This is a genomic window from Myxococcota bacterium (assembly GCA_039030075.1).
GTDB lineage: Bacteria > Myxococcota_A > UBA9160 > UBA9160 > SMWR01 > JAHEJV01.
Window position 1 is genome coordinate 72,149 of the sequence record JBCCEW010000023.1, and the last position, 15,022, is coordinate 87,170.

The window sequence follows — 15,022 nt, forward strand, 5'->3', positions numbered from 1 at the left end:
GGCTAGCTCCTCACCGAGCGAGTCGCGGCGACCGCGAACCGATAGAACTCGTAACCTCGCGGTTCCGAGTCGGTGCCGTACCGGCGACGCACGTCTGCCGAGCCGACGTCTTCGAGGAGATCGAAGCCGCGCTCGGACAGAAACGGCTCGAGTTGTTCGGGTGCGATCCCGAAGGTCCAGGGCTCGCGCACGGCGCGGAGGGTCTGGCGTAGCCACCAGCCGTCGGCGTTCGATTGCATCGCAGGGAGGGCCGCGGCGTCGACATACGTGAAGACGATCCACGAGGCGGGAGTGAGGGTGCGGATGTCCGCGAACAAGGCGTCGACCGCGTCGGTCGAGAGGTAGTTCGTGACGCCTTCGAGCACGAACACGGTAGGTGTCACGCCGTCGAAGCCAGCCGCTTCGAGGCATTCGCGGAGCGCGTCGTTCTCGAAGTCGCAGGGCACATAGCGGGGCCCGTAGCCGACATCGACCGGCGCACCGACGAGTTGGGCTTTGCGCCGCTGCGTCGCGGGCCGGTCGACCTCGAAGATCGGTCCCGGCACGGCGGAAGCGAGCCGATGGGCGCGGCAGTCGAAGCCGGCGCCGAGCAGCACGAGTTGGCGGGCACCCGCTTGCAACGAGGCGAGGACCCTGTCGTCGATCCAGCGGGTACGGGCGATGCCCGAAGCGCGGGCGCCTGGCCAGAGTCGGTCGAGTGCGCCGACCAGCGTCTCGCCCGCGCCGGTCTGGGCGACGCGACACAGGCCTCGCAGCGAGGGGCGCAGAAAGCGCTCGGCCAGCGGGTCGCAGAAGAGCCGCGCCTCGCGCGGGCGCCGACTCTCGAGGGCGCGGAAGAGGGCCATGAACTCGGCGGTGCTGCTGTGGCTCACGGTAGGGCTCCGATTCGAGTCGCATTGATATAAATCGAATGACCGTTTTATATAAAATATCCTCGCTGGGCGCAAGTACCCGAGTCGCGCGACTCGGGTCCGATCGGCCTACTCGGGCGTGACGACCGGACACCGGACACCGGGCGCTCAGCGCACAGGTGGAGCTTCCGAGAACGGAATCGCGCGCCACGGCGTATCGACTCCGCCCTGCAGCACGCCTTCCGGGTGCGCGCGCCGGGGGGCGTCGATGCGCAGCGCGGCCCGCACCTCGTCGAGGGGGCGGGGTAGCGCTGACTCCCAGGCGAAGGAGAGCGGGATCCGCGCGTCCTTTCCTCGGCGGCGGGCCCACAACGAGAACCGCGCTGCCCGGAGCCAGGTCGCGCGCGGACCCGACAGCAGCGACGTGATCATCCCGAAGCGCACCACCCGCACGCGTCGGCGCTGGGCATTCCATCCGTCGTAGAAGGCCAGCAGCGCCGCTTCGCCCGCCGGGTCTTGTCCGTACCCGGTCAGGACGTGGAGCAGGTCGTGCACGCAGTGGACGCGCTCGGTGTACCAGCGCCGTTCGGCACCCGGCGAGAGCCGAAGATAGGAAGCGACCTTCTCGGACTCGCGACGCAACCCGTCGGCCGTCCGACCGTTCGCTTCCATCAGGCGTAGATACGCATGCCCGAGCGTGTCGGGCGGCAAAGCGCGGAGACGCGAGAAGTCGGAGAGGAGCGCCAGCAGGGAAGGGCGTCGCCGCAGGAGCTCCGGCGCATCGGGTTCGGCCAGGAAGAACTGGAACTGGCGCTCGACGTCGTCCCCGGCCAGGGCCGCGTTCAGTTCGAAGATCAGGTCGGACCGCTCGGGGTCGCGCTGCATGGCGCGGATCGCGCGAACCGCGCGGCCCCACTGGACCGGGTGTGGTGGGGAGAGACGCATCCAGAGCGCGGCGAGTACGGAAAGGAGCAGCATGGGGCCTCCGGCGCGCGTTGGGGGGCGATCAAGTACGTCGGGGTTCGATCGAGATAATGGATAGTACACTATCCATATTTGGAATGTACAGTTTCGCCGGCCGGACCCAGGCCGATGCGGAGGGATTGGATTGCGCATTCAGCAGCTGGCTCAGCGGAGTGGCGTGCCGCTCTCGGCGATCAAGTTCTACATCCGCGAGGGTCTGCTTCCGCGCGGCGACACGTCTGCGCCCAACCAGGCGAGCTACGGCCCCACCCACCTCGAGCGCCTCGCGCTGATCTCCACCCTGCGTGAGGTCGCGGGCTTGTCGGTCGGCGACATCCGCGAAGTGCTCCGACAGATCCGCAAGAAGCGCAGCCCGGACCCGGTGGGTGCGGCGCTGGTCGCGATCTCGCCGCTGCCCGATCGACAGCGGAGCGAGGAAGAGGATGCCGAGTTCGAACGCGTGCGGCGCGAGGTGGAAGAGCTCGTGCTGTCCCTCGACTGGGTTCCCGACGCGGCGCACGCGTACCCGCGACATCTTCCGGTGGACCGACTCACCGACGCGATCCTCCAGCTCCGACGCCACGTCGACCCGGCCTATCCCGTCGCGCGTCTGCGAGATTTCGCGGGCGCGATGTGGGAGCTCTCGGAGCACGCCTACCGCGGGTTCGAAGGGCGTGCGCCCGACCCCGACGAGGACCTGGTGGAGGCCACGCGTTTCGGCCTCGTCGGCATTCTGTTGCTGGAACCGGTGGTGGTGCACCTGCTGCGCAGCGCGTTGGTGATGCGCTGGATGGCGAGTGAGCGCGGGGAGCCGTAGCGCCCGTCGCGTCGCAGCCCCGCGCTAGAGCAGCGTCAGCTGCTGGCCGCCCGGGCGCAGGAAGGCTTCGGTCGAGAGCGGCAGCGGCGCGGCGTCGAGGCCGGCGCGCTGGCTGGCCAGCGCGAACATCGATTCGATCTGCTTCGCGTAGACGCCCTCGCCGCGCATGCGGCTGAAGAAGCGCGGATCGTTCCGACGCCCGCCGCGCAGCGAGCGCACCCGGTTCATCACCTTCGCCGCGCGCTCGGGGAAGTGGCGCTCGAGCCAGGCCTCGAAGAGGTCGGCGACGCCGTTCGGCAGACGCAGCACGATCGGCCGCACCCGCGACGCGCCGGCCTCGGCCGCGGCTTCGACCAGCTTCGGGATCTCGTGGTCGGTCAGGCCCGGCACGATCGGCGCGACCATCACCGTCGTCGGGATGCCGGCGTCGGCGAGGGCGCGCACCGCCCGCAGCCGCTCCTTCGGCGACGAGGCCCGCGGCTCCATCGCGCGACGAATGCCATCGTCGAGGCTGGTGATCGAGACGCTCACCGACACCGCGCGATGCGCGGCCAGCTGGGTGAGCACGTCGAGATCGCGCGTGACCAGGCCGCTCTTCGTGATGATCGCGCACGGGTTGCGGAAGCGCGCGAACACCTGGAGGCAGCGACGCGTGAGCTGGGTCTGGCGCTCGACGGGTTGATAGGGGTCGGTGACCGCGCCGATGGCCACGACCTGCGGCTCCCAGCGGGGCGAACTCAACGTGCGCGCGAGCAGCTCGGGCGCGTCTTCCTTCACGAGGATGTGGGTCTCGAAGTCGAGCCCCGCGGACAGCCCGAGGTACTCGTGGCTCGGGCGCGCGTAGCAGTTGTGAGTGGCGAGGCCAGCTGCGTAGAACGTCCCGGTCGACGTCTGGATGTCGACGACGTCCTGGGGTGGTCCGCTTTCGATGGCTTCGATCGGCTCCGCAGCGAGCTGCGCCATGGTTCCGAAGACCGATTCGCGCTTGCGGGCGATCGCGGGCTCGAGTGTGCTGAACCACCGGATTCTCTCGACGACGGAGCCGACCAGGCGAAGCGTACTCGCGCGATCGCTCTGCGTCTCGAGCTTCATCTGGAAGCCGAGGCTGCGCGCATAGAACGCGACCCGATCGAGCACGCCGAGGTCGACCTGAGTGATTCGGAGCGAGCCGCTCTGGTGACCTTCAGCATCGAAGAACCCCGCTAGGAATCCGCGCCGATAGCTTCGAGTCTCCAACTCGGCACCTACCAGCTTGTGGATCGTCGCGAGTCGGCCTAGCGACCGGGTCTCGACCTTCTCCAACGGCTTGCGGGTCTCCGTGCCGCGGAAGAAGGGTCGAATCTCGACTGGCACACCGAACCCCATCAGATACGAGCGCAGCCGTTCGAGGGGCTCCCGATCGACGAGCGCTACCCGCCAGTACGCCGCGGGGAATCCGAGCTTGTCACTTCGCCAGCCGGGCTCGTATCGAAACGTCCCGTCTCCCAACGTCATGCCGGCGATGTACCCGATCCGATAGTCGTCATCGATGGGCTCATGGTTCGTGTGGGGCATGTGTCGAAGCAGGCGCCCGGGCGCAAGCTGCTCGGTGCGCGACCAGCGAAACGCACCGTGTTGCAGCCAGCGGTGCTCCGCAGTCGTCGTGACGTCTGCGTGTCGGGTGATCAGCCTTTGCGTGGGCTTGCGCGACGCCCACACCGCTTCGACGCGGGAGCGTCGGAGGCGGCGCGGGATGCCGGGAGCCGGCGGGTATTCGTCGAAGCCGAGCAGCTCGTCCCCGACACGGAGCTCCCCGATCGGCCGCCAGACGAAGTCCGCACCGAGCACCGGCGTGTCCGGCGCCAGGCAATAGCTGCAACCGTGACTGCAGCCCCGGTACGGGTTCAGGCTGACATCGAAGCCGATGTCCGGGCTCTGGTTGCGCGCGAGCAGGGTGCGCGACGGATCGCGGAAGTAGCGCGTCGCCAGCGGGCGCTCGCTGTCCGTGGGGTCGGCGGGGGCGTCGTGGACGAACTCGGGGGCGTCGGAGTAGGCGAGCCGATCGAAGCGGTTCGCCGGGTTCTCCTGGCTGCCTCGCGCGACTACCCGGGCCGCGCTGCGCGGCCGCACCGACGCCAACCGCCGGGCCGGCGTTTCCGGCGATTCCGCTTCTAAGTCGAGGGGTTGCGGCGCCGCGTCGGTCGGCTTGGAGGGTGTCGCCATGAGGCGAAAATATAGCGAAAATCGAGTCCAGTCAACGCATCGGGGGACACCCGACCTGTCCTGCAATCGGAGCTTCCAATCCTATTCGGTGTCGGCGGGAGCTACTCGGTGTCAGCGGCAGGCGGGTCTTCGGCGTCCGCCGGGCCGTACACGTACCCGCGGTTCCCGAGGCAGATCTCGAGCCGGCGCTCGAAGAGGATCAGGTCTCCGCGCGCCCGGTTGCGCGCGTCGCGTCGGCAGCGGCGCCAGTCGCGCTCGAAAGCCGTGGCCTGGTCCTCGGGGTAGCTCCAGCAGCTCTTGCTGCTCGCGTTCTTGCAGGTGCCGGGTTCCGATGCGCAGCCCACCAGAGCAAAGACGAGCGTGCTCGCCACGCCGATGCCGCACAGCCAGAGTCTCGTGTTCATGATGTCGATTCCTTTCACGCGCGCAGCGCTGGCAACACGTGGCGCGCGACGAGGTCGCACGCTTCCGCGTGGGGATAGCCGGAGAGAATGAATGATTCGATGCCGAGGGCCTGGTAGGCCCGCAGCTTCGCCACCACCTGGTCCGGGTCGCCGACGAGCGCGGCGCCACAGCCGCTGCGCGCCCGGCCGATCCCCGTCCACAGATTCGCTTCGACGTAGCCCTCGTCGTCGGCCTCGCTGCGCACCGCGGCCTGCCGCGCGACGCCGGCCGACGCGTGATCGAGGGAGTGCTGACGGATCGCGGCCCCCGCGGCGTCCTCGAGCTTCGAGACGAGCTTGCGTGCGGCGTCGCGCGCATCGGACTCGCGCTCGCGCACGATCACGTGCACGCGGTAGCCGAAGCGCAGCGTGCGCCCGTGCTGCGTCGCCCGCGCGCGCATGTCGTCGAGCACCTCGGCCACGGCCTCGAGACGATCCGGCCACATCAAGAACACGTCGGCCGCCTGGGCCGCGGCTTCGCGCGCGTCCTCGCTGAAGCCGCCGAAGTAGAAGGGCGGGCAGCGTCCGCTCACGGTCCTGAGGCGCGGCGGGTCGACTTCGAGCTGATACCACTCGCCCTGGTGCGACACGGCCTCGCCGTTCAGGAGCGCGCGCAGGATCTGCATCACCTCCACCGAGCGCGCGTAGCGCGGGGCGGAGGGCACCGGCGCCCCGGCGAGATCGCTCGAGATGATGTTCACCGTGAGGCGGCCGCCGAGCATCTGGTCGAGGGTGGCGAGCTGGCGCGCCAGCATCGGCGGCCAGAGCTCTCCGCAGCGCACCGCCACCAGCAGCTTCAACTGTTCCAACTGGGGGGCGACCCCACCGGCGAACGCGATCGAGTCGATGCCGAGGGCGTATCCCGACGGCAACAGGCAGTTGTCGAAGCCGCCGCGGTCGGCGCGTCGGACGATGTCTCCGCAGTGCTCCCAGGAACTCACCAAGTGAGGGTTCGGAACCCCGAGGTACTCGGCGTCGTCGTCGCAGAGCGCTGCGAACCAGGCGACCTCGGGGGCGGAAGATGCGGGCTCGGACACGAAAAGGCTCCACAAACCGGTTGGCGCGATCCAAACTACCAGAGCACCGGGGCTTCCACGCGAGCTTCGGAGCCGCTGCTCCGCCACACGCCCTCACCCCACCTGGTTCGAGACTCCGCGCCCGGAGGCCTCGGCCGCTTCCGCCGACGGCATGCCGACCGCCGACGGGAATCGCTGGAAACTGGAGGCCCCGTGTCGTATCCGCCCGCCTATCCCCACGACCCGATCGAGGAGATCGGTCCCGACGTCTTCCTGGTGCGGGGATCGATCCCGCTGAACCGGCTGATGCGGATCACCCGCAACATGGTGATCGTGCGCCATGCCGGTGAGCTCACCCTGGTGGACCCGATCCGCCTGTCCGACACCGAAGAGGCCCGGCTGCGCACCCTTGGCACCGTGAAGCACCTGCTGCGCCTCGGCCCGATGCACGGTCTCGACGACCCCTACTGGAAGGACACCACGGGCGCCGAGCTCTGGACGCCGGGTCCTTCCGAGGCGTACCCCGAGCCGAAGGCCGATCACGTGGTCGAGCCGGGTGGTCCCTTGCCCATCCCCGAGGCCACCCTCTTCCGTTTCGAAGAAACCGTACAGGCCGAAGCGATGTTGTTGCTTCACAAGGGCCCGGGGCTGCTCGTCACCTGCGACGCGATCCAGCACTACGGCGACTACCGCCACAACAACCTGCCGGCCCGCATCATGATGCCGTTCATCGGTTTTCCGAAGACGACGATCGTCGGGCCGGTCTGGCTGAAGATCATGACGCGCGAGGGCCAGTCGTTGGAGGGCGAGTTCCGTCGGCTCCTGGAGCTCGACTTCGACGCGCTGATCGCGGCCCACGGCAGCTTCCTGCCGACCGGGGCACATGCCGGCGTGAGACGGGCGGTCGACAAGGCCTTCGCGAAGTAGCGCCGCGTCCAGCGTGGGGTGCGGGGGCGACCGCCGCGGTCGCCTCCTACCACTGCCCCCCGTCGATGCGGAAGACCTTCCCGGTGATCCAGGCCGCCTGCTCGGACGCCAGGTAGACCGCCATCTGCCCGACCTCTTCGGGCGTCCCCATGCGACGCAGGGGGATCGCCTTCACCAGCGAGTCGCCGTGCTCGGCCATCATGCCGTCGGCGATGTCGGTGGCGATCAGGCCGGGGGCGATCACGTTGCAACGCACGCCGTGCTTTGCGTTCTCGCGGGCCACCACCTTCGAGAGGGCGTTCACGGCGGCCTTCGCCGCGACGTACGGCCCGCCGTTCGCGGCGCAGCCGTCGGCGGCGATCGACGACACGGTCAGGATCACGCCGTTCTTCTGGGCCTGCAGCAGCGGCAGCGACGCGTGCAGGGTGTGGAAGACGCCGTTCAGGTCGATGTCGAGCACGCGCTGCCAGTAGCCCGGGTCTACCTCATGGAGCGGCTCGAAGCGGGTCGGTACGCCGGCGTTCGCCACCACGATGTCGAGTCCGCCGAGGGCTTCGTGGGCGCCGTTCACCATCGCGGCGACGGCTTCCCCCTCGCGCACGTCGGCGGCGAAGATCGGCGCGCTGCGTCCGAGCGCTTCGATCTCCTGCTGGATCGACACGGCCGCGTCGGTGTCGCGTCGATAGCCGATCGCGACATCCGCGCCGGCTTCGGCGAAGGCTTTGGCGATGGCACGACCGATGCCGCGCGAGGCGCCGGTGACGAGGGCTTTGCTGCCGGAGAGATCGATCACGACGTGGGTGCCTCCGTTGGGGGAAAGGGGATCTGCACGAGGGGGAGCCCGAAGAGCGGGTGCGGTCCCTCGGGCAGGGCCAGCGAATGGGGCGCCGCGACTTCGAGTGCGACGGGGCCCTCGTCGGCGCTCGGGTCGATCTGCACCGCGATCCGAAGGGCCGAGTTCGGGTAGGAGAAGGCGATGCCATCGCGCAACGACGCGGCCTTGCCGCCGAGCAGCGTCTCCCACTGTTTCCGGGCGCGCGCTTCCGAGCGCGCGGCGAAGCGCAGGCCCACGACCCGCGAGAGCGGAGCCGGGCTCGGCGCTGTCGGGAAGGGCTGGCGCGGGACTTCGCCGCTCAGCTCGGGGTGCGACTCGGCGAGCTGCACGACGATGCCCTGGGCCTCCTTCGGGTGGAGGAAGGCTTCGAGCCAGCTCGGGTGGCTGTCGTCGAAACCCACCGGCGTGTAGCCGAGGCTGCGCGCCTCCTCGAGGCTCTCGTGGATATCCCGCACCTTGAAGGTGACGTGGTGGGCGCCGGGGCCGCGCATGGCCAGGAAGCGGTGGAGGAACCCATCGGGCGGGCCGTCGGGCAGGAGCATCTCGAGGGAGCCACCGCCCTCGAACTCCCACTGCCACCACAGGAACGCGCCGCCCGGGCCGACGTCGCGTTCGCGACCGCCCAGGGTCCCGACCAGGAACGCGGCGACGGGTTCGATGGCGGTGATGCCGAAGGCGACGTGGTCGAGCAGGAGGGGCTGCATGCGCGCCCACAGTAGCGACCCGGATGCCCTGGTGGCGTCGCCAGGCCTGGGGTTAACCTCCGGGCGCGACTGACCGACCCCCTGGGACAGCGCAGATCGGGCCGCGCGGGCCCGAAGCCGACGCCACGCGATGCCTTCCCGCACCGGGAGCTGCGCGGGCACCAAGGGGGATGGAATGGCAGGTCCGGGTCGCGAGCGTTGGTCGAGCCGTGCGGGCTTCGTGCTGGCCGCGGTGGGTTCCGCCGTAGGGCTCGGCAACATGTGGCGCTTCTCCTACCTCGCGGCGGAGAACGGCGGCGCCGCCTTCGTCATCCTGTACCTGGTTCTGACGCTGACCGTCGGGCTGCCGGTCTTGATCGCCGAGCTCACGATCGGGCGTGGCTCCCAGCAGAGCCCGATCCGGGCGCTGGCCCACTACGGCGGCGGCGCTTGGAAGCCGCTCGGCGTCGTCTTCGTCGCGGCCGGTTTCCTGATCCTCTCCTACTACAGCGTGATCGCCGGCTGGACGGTCCGCTATGCGGGGCTCGCCATCGTTGGCGGATTCGATGCGGGCATTGCCGATCGGTTCGGTGACATCTCCGAGGGTTGGGACGCGCTGGCCTTCCACCTGGGCTTCATGCTCGTGACGATCGCGATCGTCGGCGGCGGGGTGAAGACCGGCATCGAACGCACCTCGCTCGTGCTGATGCCCATGCTCTTCGCGATCGTGCTCGGGCTCGCGATCTACGCCTCCACCCTGGACGGGGCAGGGCCCGGCTACACCTACTACCTGACCGCCGACTTCTCGAAGCTCTGGGACGCCGAGGTGATCAAGGACGCGGCGGGTCAGTCCTTCTTCAGCCTGAGTCTCGGGATGGGCGCGATGCTCACCTACGCGAGCTATCTCGACCGCGACCAGAACCTGCCGAACCAGTCGGTCGTGATCGCCGGCGCCGACATGGCCATCGCCTTCGTGGCCGGGCTGGTCGTCTTCCCGCTGATCTTCGCGCTGGGTATCTCGGACCAGGTGAGCGGCAGCACGATCGGCGCGCTCTTCATCACCCTGCCCGGCGCTTTCGCGTCGATGGGCGGGGTGGGGCAGGTGGTCGGCATCCTGTTCTTCTCGGCCCTGATCGTCGGCGCGCTCACCTCGGCGATGTCGCTGCTCGAGGTGGTGGTGTCGTCGGCGATGGACGGCCTCGGCTGGAGTCGGGCGAAGGCGGCCTGGATCTCGGGCGCCGCGATCGCTGCGCTCGGCTGCTTCGCGGCCTTCGACATCAACGTCCTCGATGTCTCGGACCAGATCGCCAACAACATCCTGCTGCTCGGCGGCGGCTTCGCGCTCTGCCTGTTCACCGGCTGGTTCATGGAGGATCCGCTGGCCGAAGTGAAGGCCGGTGCCGAGGGCGTGTCGTGGCTCGGCGGCTGGCTGACCCTGCTGCGCTACGTGGTGCCGCTCTTCCTCGGCTTCGTGCTGGTCCAGTCGGTGCCGGCCACCTTCTGGGCGATCGTCGGGCTCTTCGGCGGCGGGAGCTAGCCGCCGCTGCTAGCGCAGCTTCACGACCACGCGGCCCATCGAGGCGCGGTCGGAGACCCGCTGCACGCCGTCGGGGACGTGATCGAAGTCGACGGTCGCATCGACGTGCACGCGCAGCTGGCCCTGGCTGGCGCGTTCGAGCAGCGCCGCGTGATAGGCGAGTTGCTCCGGGTAGTCGCCGCCGGGCGGCGACGCGGTCACGATCGACACGTTGGCGAGAATGATCTTCCCGAGCGGGGTCTCGCCCCAGCGCCCGCAGGCGAAGCCGATCGGCAGGATGCGCCCGTGGGTGGCCAGGCAGTCGAAGGAGCGCTCGTAGATCTCGCCGCCCACCGGGTCGTAGATCACGTTGGCACCGGCGTCGTTCGTGAATGCGCGGACGGCAGCCACGAAGTCTTCGCTGCGGTGGTCGATCACCAGGTCGGCGCCGAGCTCGCGGGCCAGGGCGGTCTTCTCATCGCCCCCCGCGCAGGCCACGACGCGCGCGCCGAGGGCCTTTCCGAGCTGGATGGCGGCCATGCCCGTGCCGCCCGAGGCGCCGTGAACGAGCAGCGTCTCGCCGGCCCGAAGGCCCGCGCGTAGATCGAGGGCGACGTGGGCGGTGTGGTAGGCGATGCAGAAGCCCGCCGCTTCCGCGTCGGAGATCTTGTCGTCGGCCGGGTAGAGGCTCGACGCCGGCGCGATCGACTCTTCGGCGTACGCGCCGTGGCCCGTGTAGAAGGACACGATGCCCATCACGCGATCGCCCACTGCGAACTGGGTGACGTCGGACGCACACTCGAGCACACGCCCGACACACTCCTGGCCCGGGGTGAAGGGCAGCGGCGGCTTGAACACGTAAGTGCCGCGACACATCAAGACGTCGGGGAAGCCGACGGCGACAGCGTCGACCTGAATCCGTACGTGTCCCGGCGGTAGCGCGGGCCGTTCGACGTCGACGCAGCGCAGCACGTCGACGGGTTCTCCTGCCGCGGTGATCTGCCAGGCTTTCACGGGGGCGCTCCTCTCGAAGTTGGGCCGGTCGGTCCGAGGCGTGGATCCCTCGCGCAGCGGCGTGGGTCAGTCGATCAGGCCCGTGCGGCGGCTCGCGGCGAGCACGTCGATCGCGTCGATGTGACGCAGTGCCACCCGGATCTCTTCCGCGAAGTCGCGGCGGGCGCGGGCGAGGGCTTCGTCGCCCGTGCCGAGCAGGCCCCGGTTCTCGGCGATCTTCAGCGCGGTCTGGAAGAGGACCTGCGAGATCGAGGCCGCGCTGCGGATGCGTCGCTGCAGGTGGTACTGGCGGCCGAGTCCCAGGCAGTCGGATACGAACGCCTGGCGATCGATCGCTTCGTCGGGCTCCTGGCGTTCCAGGCGGTCCGCGACGATTCGGTACGACTCGAGGAACGGGCGCAGCACACGGTGGGCGTTGAAGGGCTTCGAGCGCTTCACCAGATCCTGGGTGGCGTCGACACCCTTCTCGAGCGCGATCTCCCACTGGGGGTCGAGGGACGCGAGCTCCTGGCGGAGTTCGCCGCGGAAGACGTCCTTCTCCGCGAAGAAGAACTCGAACTTCAGGAGATCGCGCAGATCCATGGCGGTCTGCCAGAAGCGACCGACGCGCTCTTCGTCGGGCGCTTCGGTCGAGTCGAGGAGTGCGACTTCGACGATCGCGGGGTTCACGAAGAAGTGGATGATCGAGTTGCGGTAGTACGCGGCGGCGAGCTCGCGGTCCGAGCCAATCCGGTAGACGCACTCGTGGCCCTCGGCGAAGCGATCGACCACCTCGTTCTCGGCGAGTGCCTCGAGCACCCGCTCGAGGCCCTCCGGAGCCTCGAGCTCTTCGAGACCCGTGTTCGGGAGCTGGCGGCGCGCGACGGCGGCGAGCAGGTTCTTCAACCGCAGCGACACCTCGGCGAGGGTTTGAGCCTGACCGCCGGCGCCGAGCAGCGCGAGCGTCACCAGCGAGATCGGCGTGATGGGTGTCGCGCCGTTGATGCGGACGCAGACCTCGAAGGCCAGCTTCTGCAGCTCGAGGTTCTTCTCGTCGGGGTTGCTCTCCCTGCTCGGATCCGCAGGGCCGAGGGCCTTCGCCAGCGAGACCGGTTCGCCGAAGTCGATGTGGATGCCGCCGTAGCGCCGCCGCATGCGCCGGACCCACCCGACCATCCAACCGAAGCTCTCCTTCTGCTTCGCGGCACCCTGTTGCTCGGCGGCGTAGTCCTGGACGTCCGAGATCTGGTCGTAGGCAATCGAGACGGGAATCAGCGAGACGTCTTCGCTCTTCCCGCGCCGGTAGGCGTCGACTACGTAGGCGAGCATCCCGAAGCGCGGCGGCAGCAGCTTTCCCGAGCGCGAGCGTCCGCCCTCGATGTACCACTCGAGGGGGAAGCGCTTCTCGACCAGGTAGTCGACGTAGTGGCGCAGGACGAACTTGTAGACCTCGTTGTCCTTGAACGTGCGCCGGATGAAGAACACGCCGCTGCGGCGCACGAGGGGGCCGAGCGGGAAGAAGTTCATGTTGATGCCGCCGGCGGTGTGGTTCGGCGGCAGGCCGTTCTCGTGCAGCATGTACTGGAGCACGAGGTGGTCGAGGTTCGACTTGTGGGTCGGCAGGAAGACGACCGAGTGCTGCTGGGCGAGGGCGCGGATGCGTTCGAGCTTGGCGCGGTCGTAGTGGATCGATTCCGAATAGCCCTGGGTGTAGAAGAGGCGGATCAGCCGGGCGACCAGGTCGATGACGAAGGTGCTGTGGGTCGCGGCGATCTCGCGCAGGTAGCGCGCGGCGTCCTTGCGCACGCGCTTCGGTCGGATGTCCTCGCTGCGGGCGAGCTGGGCGAGGCCGCCCCGGAAGCCGGGACGCGCCAGGATGTCCTCGTGGACCAGGCGCGGCACCTTGTAACGGGCGCCGCGCAGGAGTCGCTCGGCCCGCTCGAGGGCGAGGTGCGCCTGTCGTGACACGAACTCGGCGAAGCCCGTGGTCTCGCCGAGGTCGCTGCCCACCGAGGCCCGCCAGCGTTGGCGCAACTCACTGGCCGGCGCCGGTTCACCGGCCACGATCCGGCAGCGGTCGCGTTCGCGGCGATAGATCGCGCGCTGGCGCAGCGGGCCCGGGTCGCGCGGGTCGCCCAGGCGCAGCACGTCGGAGAAGCGCGCCGAGCGCACGCCGTCGCGCTTGCGCGGGATCCAGGCGACACGAAGCGGTGCCAGCAGCAGCTCCTCACCGGCCGCGAGGTGTTGCTCGAGCGGTTCCAGCGAGACCGGTACCCGCCGGCGCGACGGGGGCAGCTTCACCGTCTCGGGTTCGGGGCTCGCTTCGACGGCGGTCGCCTCCGGACGATTGCGCGCAATCCAGGCGAGCAACAGCTTCCGCTCGAAGCCACTCGAGGCATCCAGCAGGTAGAGGATGCGCTGGCGCGGAGTCGTCCCCGGCCACGGGGGCTCGTCGCGCAGGGCCTGGGAGAGCGCCGACGTCACCGGGCCAGTCTATCACCGGAAAACCCAGCCAGAACGGCGTTTTCTGGCGTTTCGAGGGGCAGGAAGCCTCAGCGGGCTTCCGGGAGTCAACGGGCGGCGGGCAGCGCGTCTCGCAGGGTCTGGAGGGCGAGCTCGGAAAGGGCCCGGACGCCGATCGGCAGCGCGGCCTCGTCCACCTGGAAGTGGGGCGAGTGGTTGGGCGCTGCCTCGGTCAGCGGCAAGCCCGGTGGATTCACGCCCAGGAAGAAGTACACGCCGGGCACGCGCTCCTGGTAGCGGGCAAAGTCCTCCGCTCCGGTCCAGGGCAGGGGCTCCTCGAGCTTGTCGGCGCCGGCAACACGTTCGAGTGTCGGTCGGACCCGTCGCGTCCAGTCCGGGTCGTTCCAGGTCACCGGGTTGCCACGGCGGATCTCGACGTCGGCCGTGGCACCGAAGCTCGCGGCGATGCCCTCGGCCGTGCTCTTCACCTTCGTGTGAAGGCCTTCGCGCACCTCGGGGCCCAGCGCGCGGATCGTACCGAGCAGCTCGACTTCCTCGGGGATGATGTTGTTGCGCACGCCACCGTGGATCGCGCCAAAGGACACGATGCCCGGGATGCGCGTGTCGACCCGCCGGGCGGGAATGGCCTGGAGCGCGAGCACGATGCGCGAGGCGACGGCGATCGGATCGACACCGTCCCACGGATAGGCCGCGTGGGTCTGGCTGCCGCGCACGGTGATCGTCATGCGGTCGGAGCTGGCCATCGCGCCGCCCGCCCGCAGCCCGATCACACCGAAGTCCTGACGCGACGTCACGTGCAGGCCGAAGATCACGTCCGGGGTCGGATCGTCGAAGACGCCCTCTTCGAGCATCAGGCCGGCACCGCCCTTCTCGCCGGGGGGTGCGCCTTCCTCGGCGGGCTGGAAGATGAAGAGCACCGTGCCCGGGAAGCGGCCGCGCAAACCCGTGAGTACTTCGGCGACGCCCATCAGGATCGCGGTGTGGGCATCGTGTCCGCACGCGTGCATGACACCGACCTCGCGACCGCGAAAGGTCGCGCGCACCTTCGAGGCGAAGGGCAGGCCAGTTGCCTCGGTGACGGGCAGCGCATCCATGTCGGCACGCAGCGCTACCACCGGCCCTTCCCCGCTGCCGCGCAGCACGCCGACCACGCCCGTGTGGGCGATCTCGGTGCGCACTTCGAGGCCGAGGGCGCGCAGGTGTTCGGCGACCTTGCCGGCCGTGCGCACCTCGCGGTTCGAGAGTTCCGGGTGCTGGTGGAAGTCGCGGCGCCAGGCGACCACGCGCTCTTC

13 protein-coding genes are annotated in these 15,022 nt (G+C 69.4%); 3 read left to right on the forward strand and 10 right to left on the reverse strand.

Annotation, left to right across the window (positions count from 1 at the left end):
- Positions 1 to 2 precede the first annotated feature (2 nt).
- Both AAF430_20890 and AAF430_20895 read right to left on the reverse strand, forming a co-directional pair.
- The gene (locus AAF430_20890) at positions 3 to 872 is read right to left on the reverse strand and encodes an SAM-dependent methyltransferase (GenBank protein ID MEM7412701.1); all 870 of its coding nucleotides are present in this window, start codon (positions 870 to 872) and stop codon (positions 3 to 5) included.
- 147 nt (positions 873 to 1,019) lie between these two features.
- Entirely contained in the window at positions 1,020 to 1,829 is an 810-nt protein-coding gene (locus AAF430_20895; GenBank protein ID MEM7412702.1) for a Coq4 family protein, read from the reverse strand.
- A gap of 130 nt (positions 1,830 to 1,959) precedes the next feature.
- On the opposite strand from AAF430_20895, the gene AAF430_20900 reads away from it, so the two are divergent.
- The gene (locus tag AAF430_20900; GenBank protein MEM7412703.1) at positions 1,960 to 2,631 is read left to right on the forward strand and encodes a MerR family transcriptional regulator; all 672 of its coding nucleotides are present in this window, start codon (positions 1,960 to 1,962) and stop codon (positions 2,629 to 2,631) included.
- Between the two features lie 24 nt (positions 2,632 to 2,655).
- Here the strand turns inward: AAF430_20900 and AAF430_20905 are convergent, their stop codons facing one another.
- The 3 genes from AAF430_20905 to AAF430_20915 all read right to left on the reverse strand — a co-directional run bounded on the left by AAF430_20905 (position 2,656) and on the right by AAF430_20915 (position 6,313).
- Positions 2,656 to 4,833: a PA0069 family radical SAM protein gene (locus AAF430_20905; protein MEM7412704.1), complete on the reverse strand. Its 2,178-nt coding sequence runs from the start codon at positions 4,831 to 4,833 to the stop codon at positions 2,656 to 2,658.
- A 101-nt stretch (positions 4,834 to 4,934) separates the two neighbouring features.
- Complete coding sequence (locus AAF430_20910) at positions 4,935 to 5,237, reverse strand: hypothetical protein (GenBank protein MEM7412705.1); 303 nt, start codon at positions 5,235 to 5,237, stop codon at positions 4,935 to 4,937.
- A gap of 14 nt (positions 5,238 to 5,251) precedes the next feature.
- Positions 5,252 to 6,313 carry an LLM class flavin-dependent oxidoreductase gene (locus AAF430_20915; GenBank protein ID MEM7412706.1) on the reverse strand — a complete coding sequence of 354 codons (1,062 nt, stop codon included), beginning with the start codon at positions 6,311 to 6,313 and terminating at the stop codon, positions 5,252 to 5,254.
- 192 nt (positions 6,314 to 6,505) lie between these two features.
- On the opposite strand from AAF430_20915, the gene AAF430_20920 reads away from it, so the two are divergent.
- On the forward strand, positions 6,506 to 7,219 hold the full coding sequence (locus tag AAF430_20920) for a hypothetical protein (protein ID MEM7412707.1): 714 nt from the start codon (positions 6,506 to 6,508) through the stop codon (positions 7,217 to 7,219).
- A gap of 46 nt (positions 7,220 to 7,265) precedes the next feature.
- Here the strand turns inward: AAF430_20920 and AAF430_20925 are convergent, their stop codons facing one another.
- Together AAF430_20925 and AAF430_20930 are read right to left on the reverse strand one after the other, a co-directional pair.
- A complete protein-coding gene (locus AAF430_20925; GenBank protein MEM7412708.1) occupies positions 7,266 to 8,012 on the reverse strand; it encodes an SDR family NAD(P)-dependent oxidoreductase in 747 nt (248 codons plus the stop codon).
- The gene (locus AAF430_20930; GenBank protein MEM7412709.1) at positions 8,009 to 8,758 is read right to left on the reverse strand and encodes a VOC family protein; all 750 of its coding nucleotides are present in this window, start codon (positions 8,756 to 8,758) and stop codon (positions 8,009 to 8,011) included. The genes AAF430_20925 and AAF430_20930 overlap by 4 nt, the downstream gene beginning before the upstream one ends.
- Positions 8,759 to 8,933: 175 nt before the next feature.
- Here AAF430_20930 and AAF430_20935 point away from each other — a divergent pair, with 175 nt between their 5' ends.
- Complete coding sequence (locus AAF430_20935; GenBank protein MEM7412710.1) at positions 8,934 to 10,274, forward strand: sodium-dependent transporter; 1,341 nt, start codon at positions 8,934 to 8,936, stop codon at positions 10,272 to 10,274.
- A gap of 9 nt (positions 10,275 to 10,283) precedes the next feature.
- On the opposite strand, the gene AAF430_20940 is transcribed toward AAF430_20935, so the two are convergent.
- The 3 genes from AAF430_20940 to AAF430_20950 form a co-directional block, all read right to left on the reverse strand.
- Positions 10,284 to 11,267, reverse strand: coding sequence for an NADPH:quinone oxidoreductase family protein (locus AAF430_20940; protein MEM7412711.1), 984 nt, complete (start codon positions 11,265 to 11,267; stop codon positions 10,284 to 10,286).
- 66 nt (positions 11,268 to 11,333) lie between these two features.
- Positions 11,334 to 13,730, reverse strand: coding sequence for a glycerol-3-phosphate 1-O-acyltransferase (locus AAF430_20945; protein MEM7412712.1), 2,397 nt, complete (start codon positions 13,728 to 13,730; stop codon positions 11,334 to 11,336).
- A gap of 86 nt (positions 13,731 to 13,816) precedes the next feature.
- A partial coding sequence (locus AAF430_20950) for an amidohydrolase (protein MEM7412713.1) occupies positions 13,817 to 15,022 on the reverse strand: 1,206 nt, incomplete at its 5' end.

Coding starts and splice junctions, on each gene's coding strand:
- AAF430_20935 (MEM7412710.1), top strand. CDS start 8,934: ATGGCAGGTCCGGGTCGCGAGCGTTGGTCGAGCCGTGCGGGCTTCGTG.
- AAF430_20930 (MEM7412709.1), bottom strand. CDS start 8,758: ATGCAGCCCCTCCTGCTCGACCACGTCGCCTTCGGCATCACCGCCATC.
- AAF430_20910 (MEM7412705.1), bottom strand. CDS start 5,237: ATGAACACGAGACTCTGGCTGTGCGGCATCGGCGTGGCGAGCACGCTC.
- AAF430_20895 (MEM7412702.1), bottom strand. CDS start 1,829: ATGCTGCTCCTTTCCGTACTCGCCGCGCTCTGGATGCGTCTCTCCCCA.
- AAF430_20905 (MEM7412704.1), bottom strand. CDS start 4,833: ATGGCGACACCCTCCAAGCCGACCGACGCGGCGCCGCAACCCCTCGAC.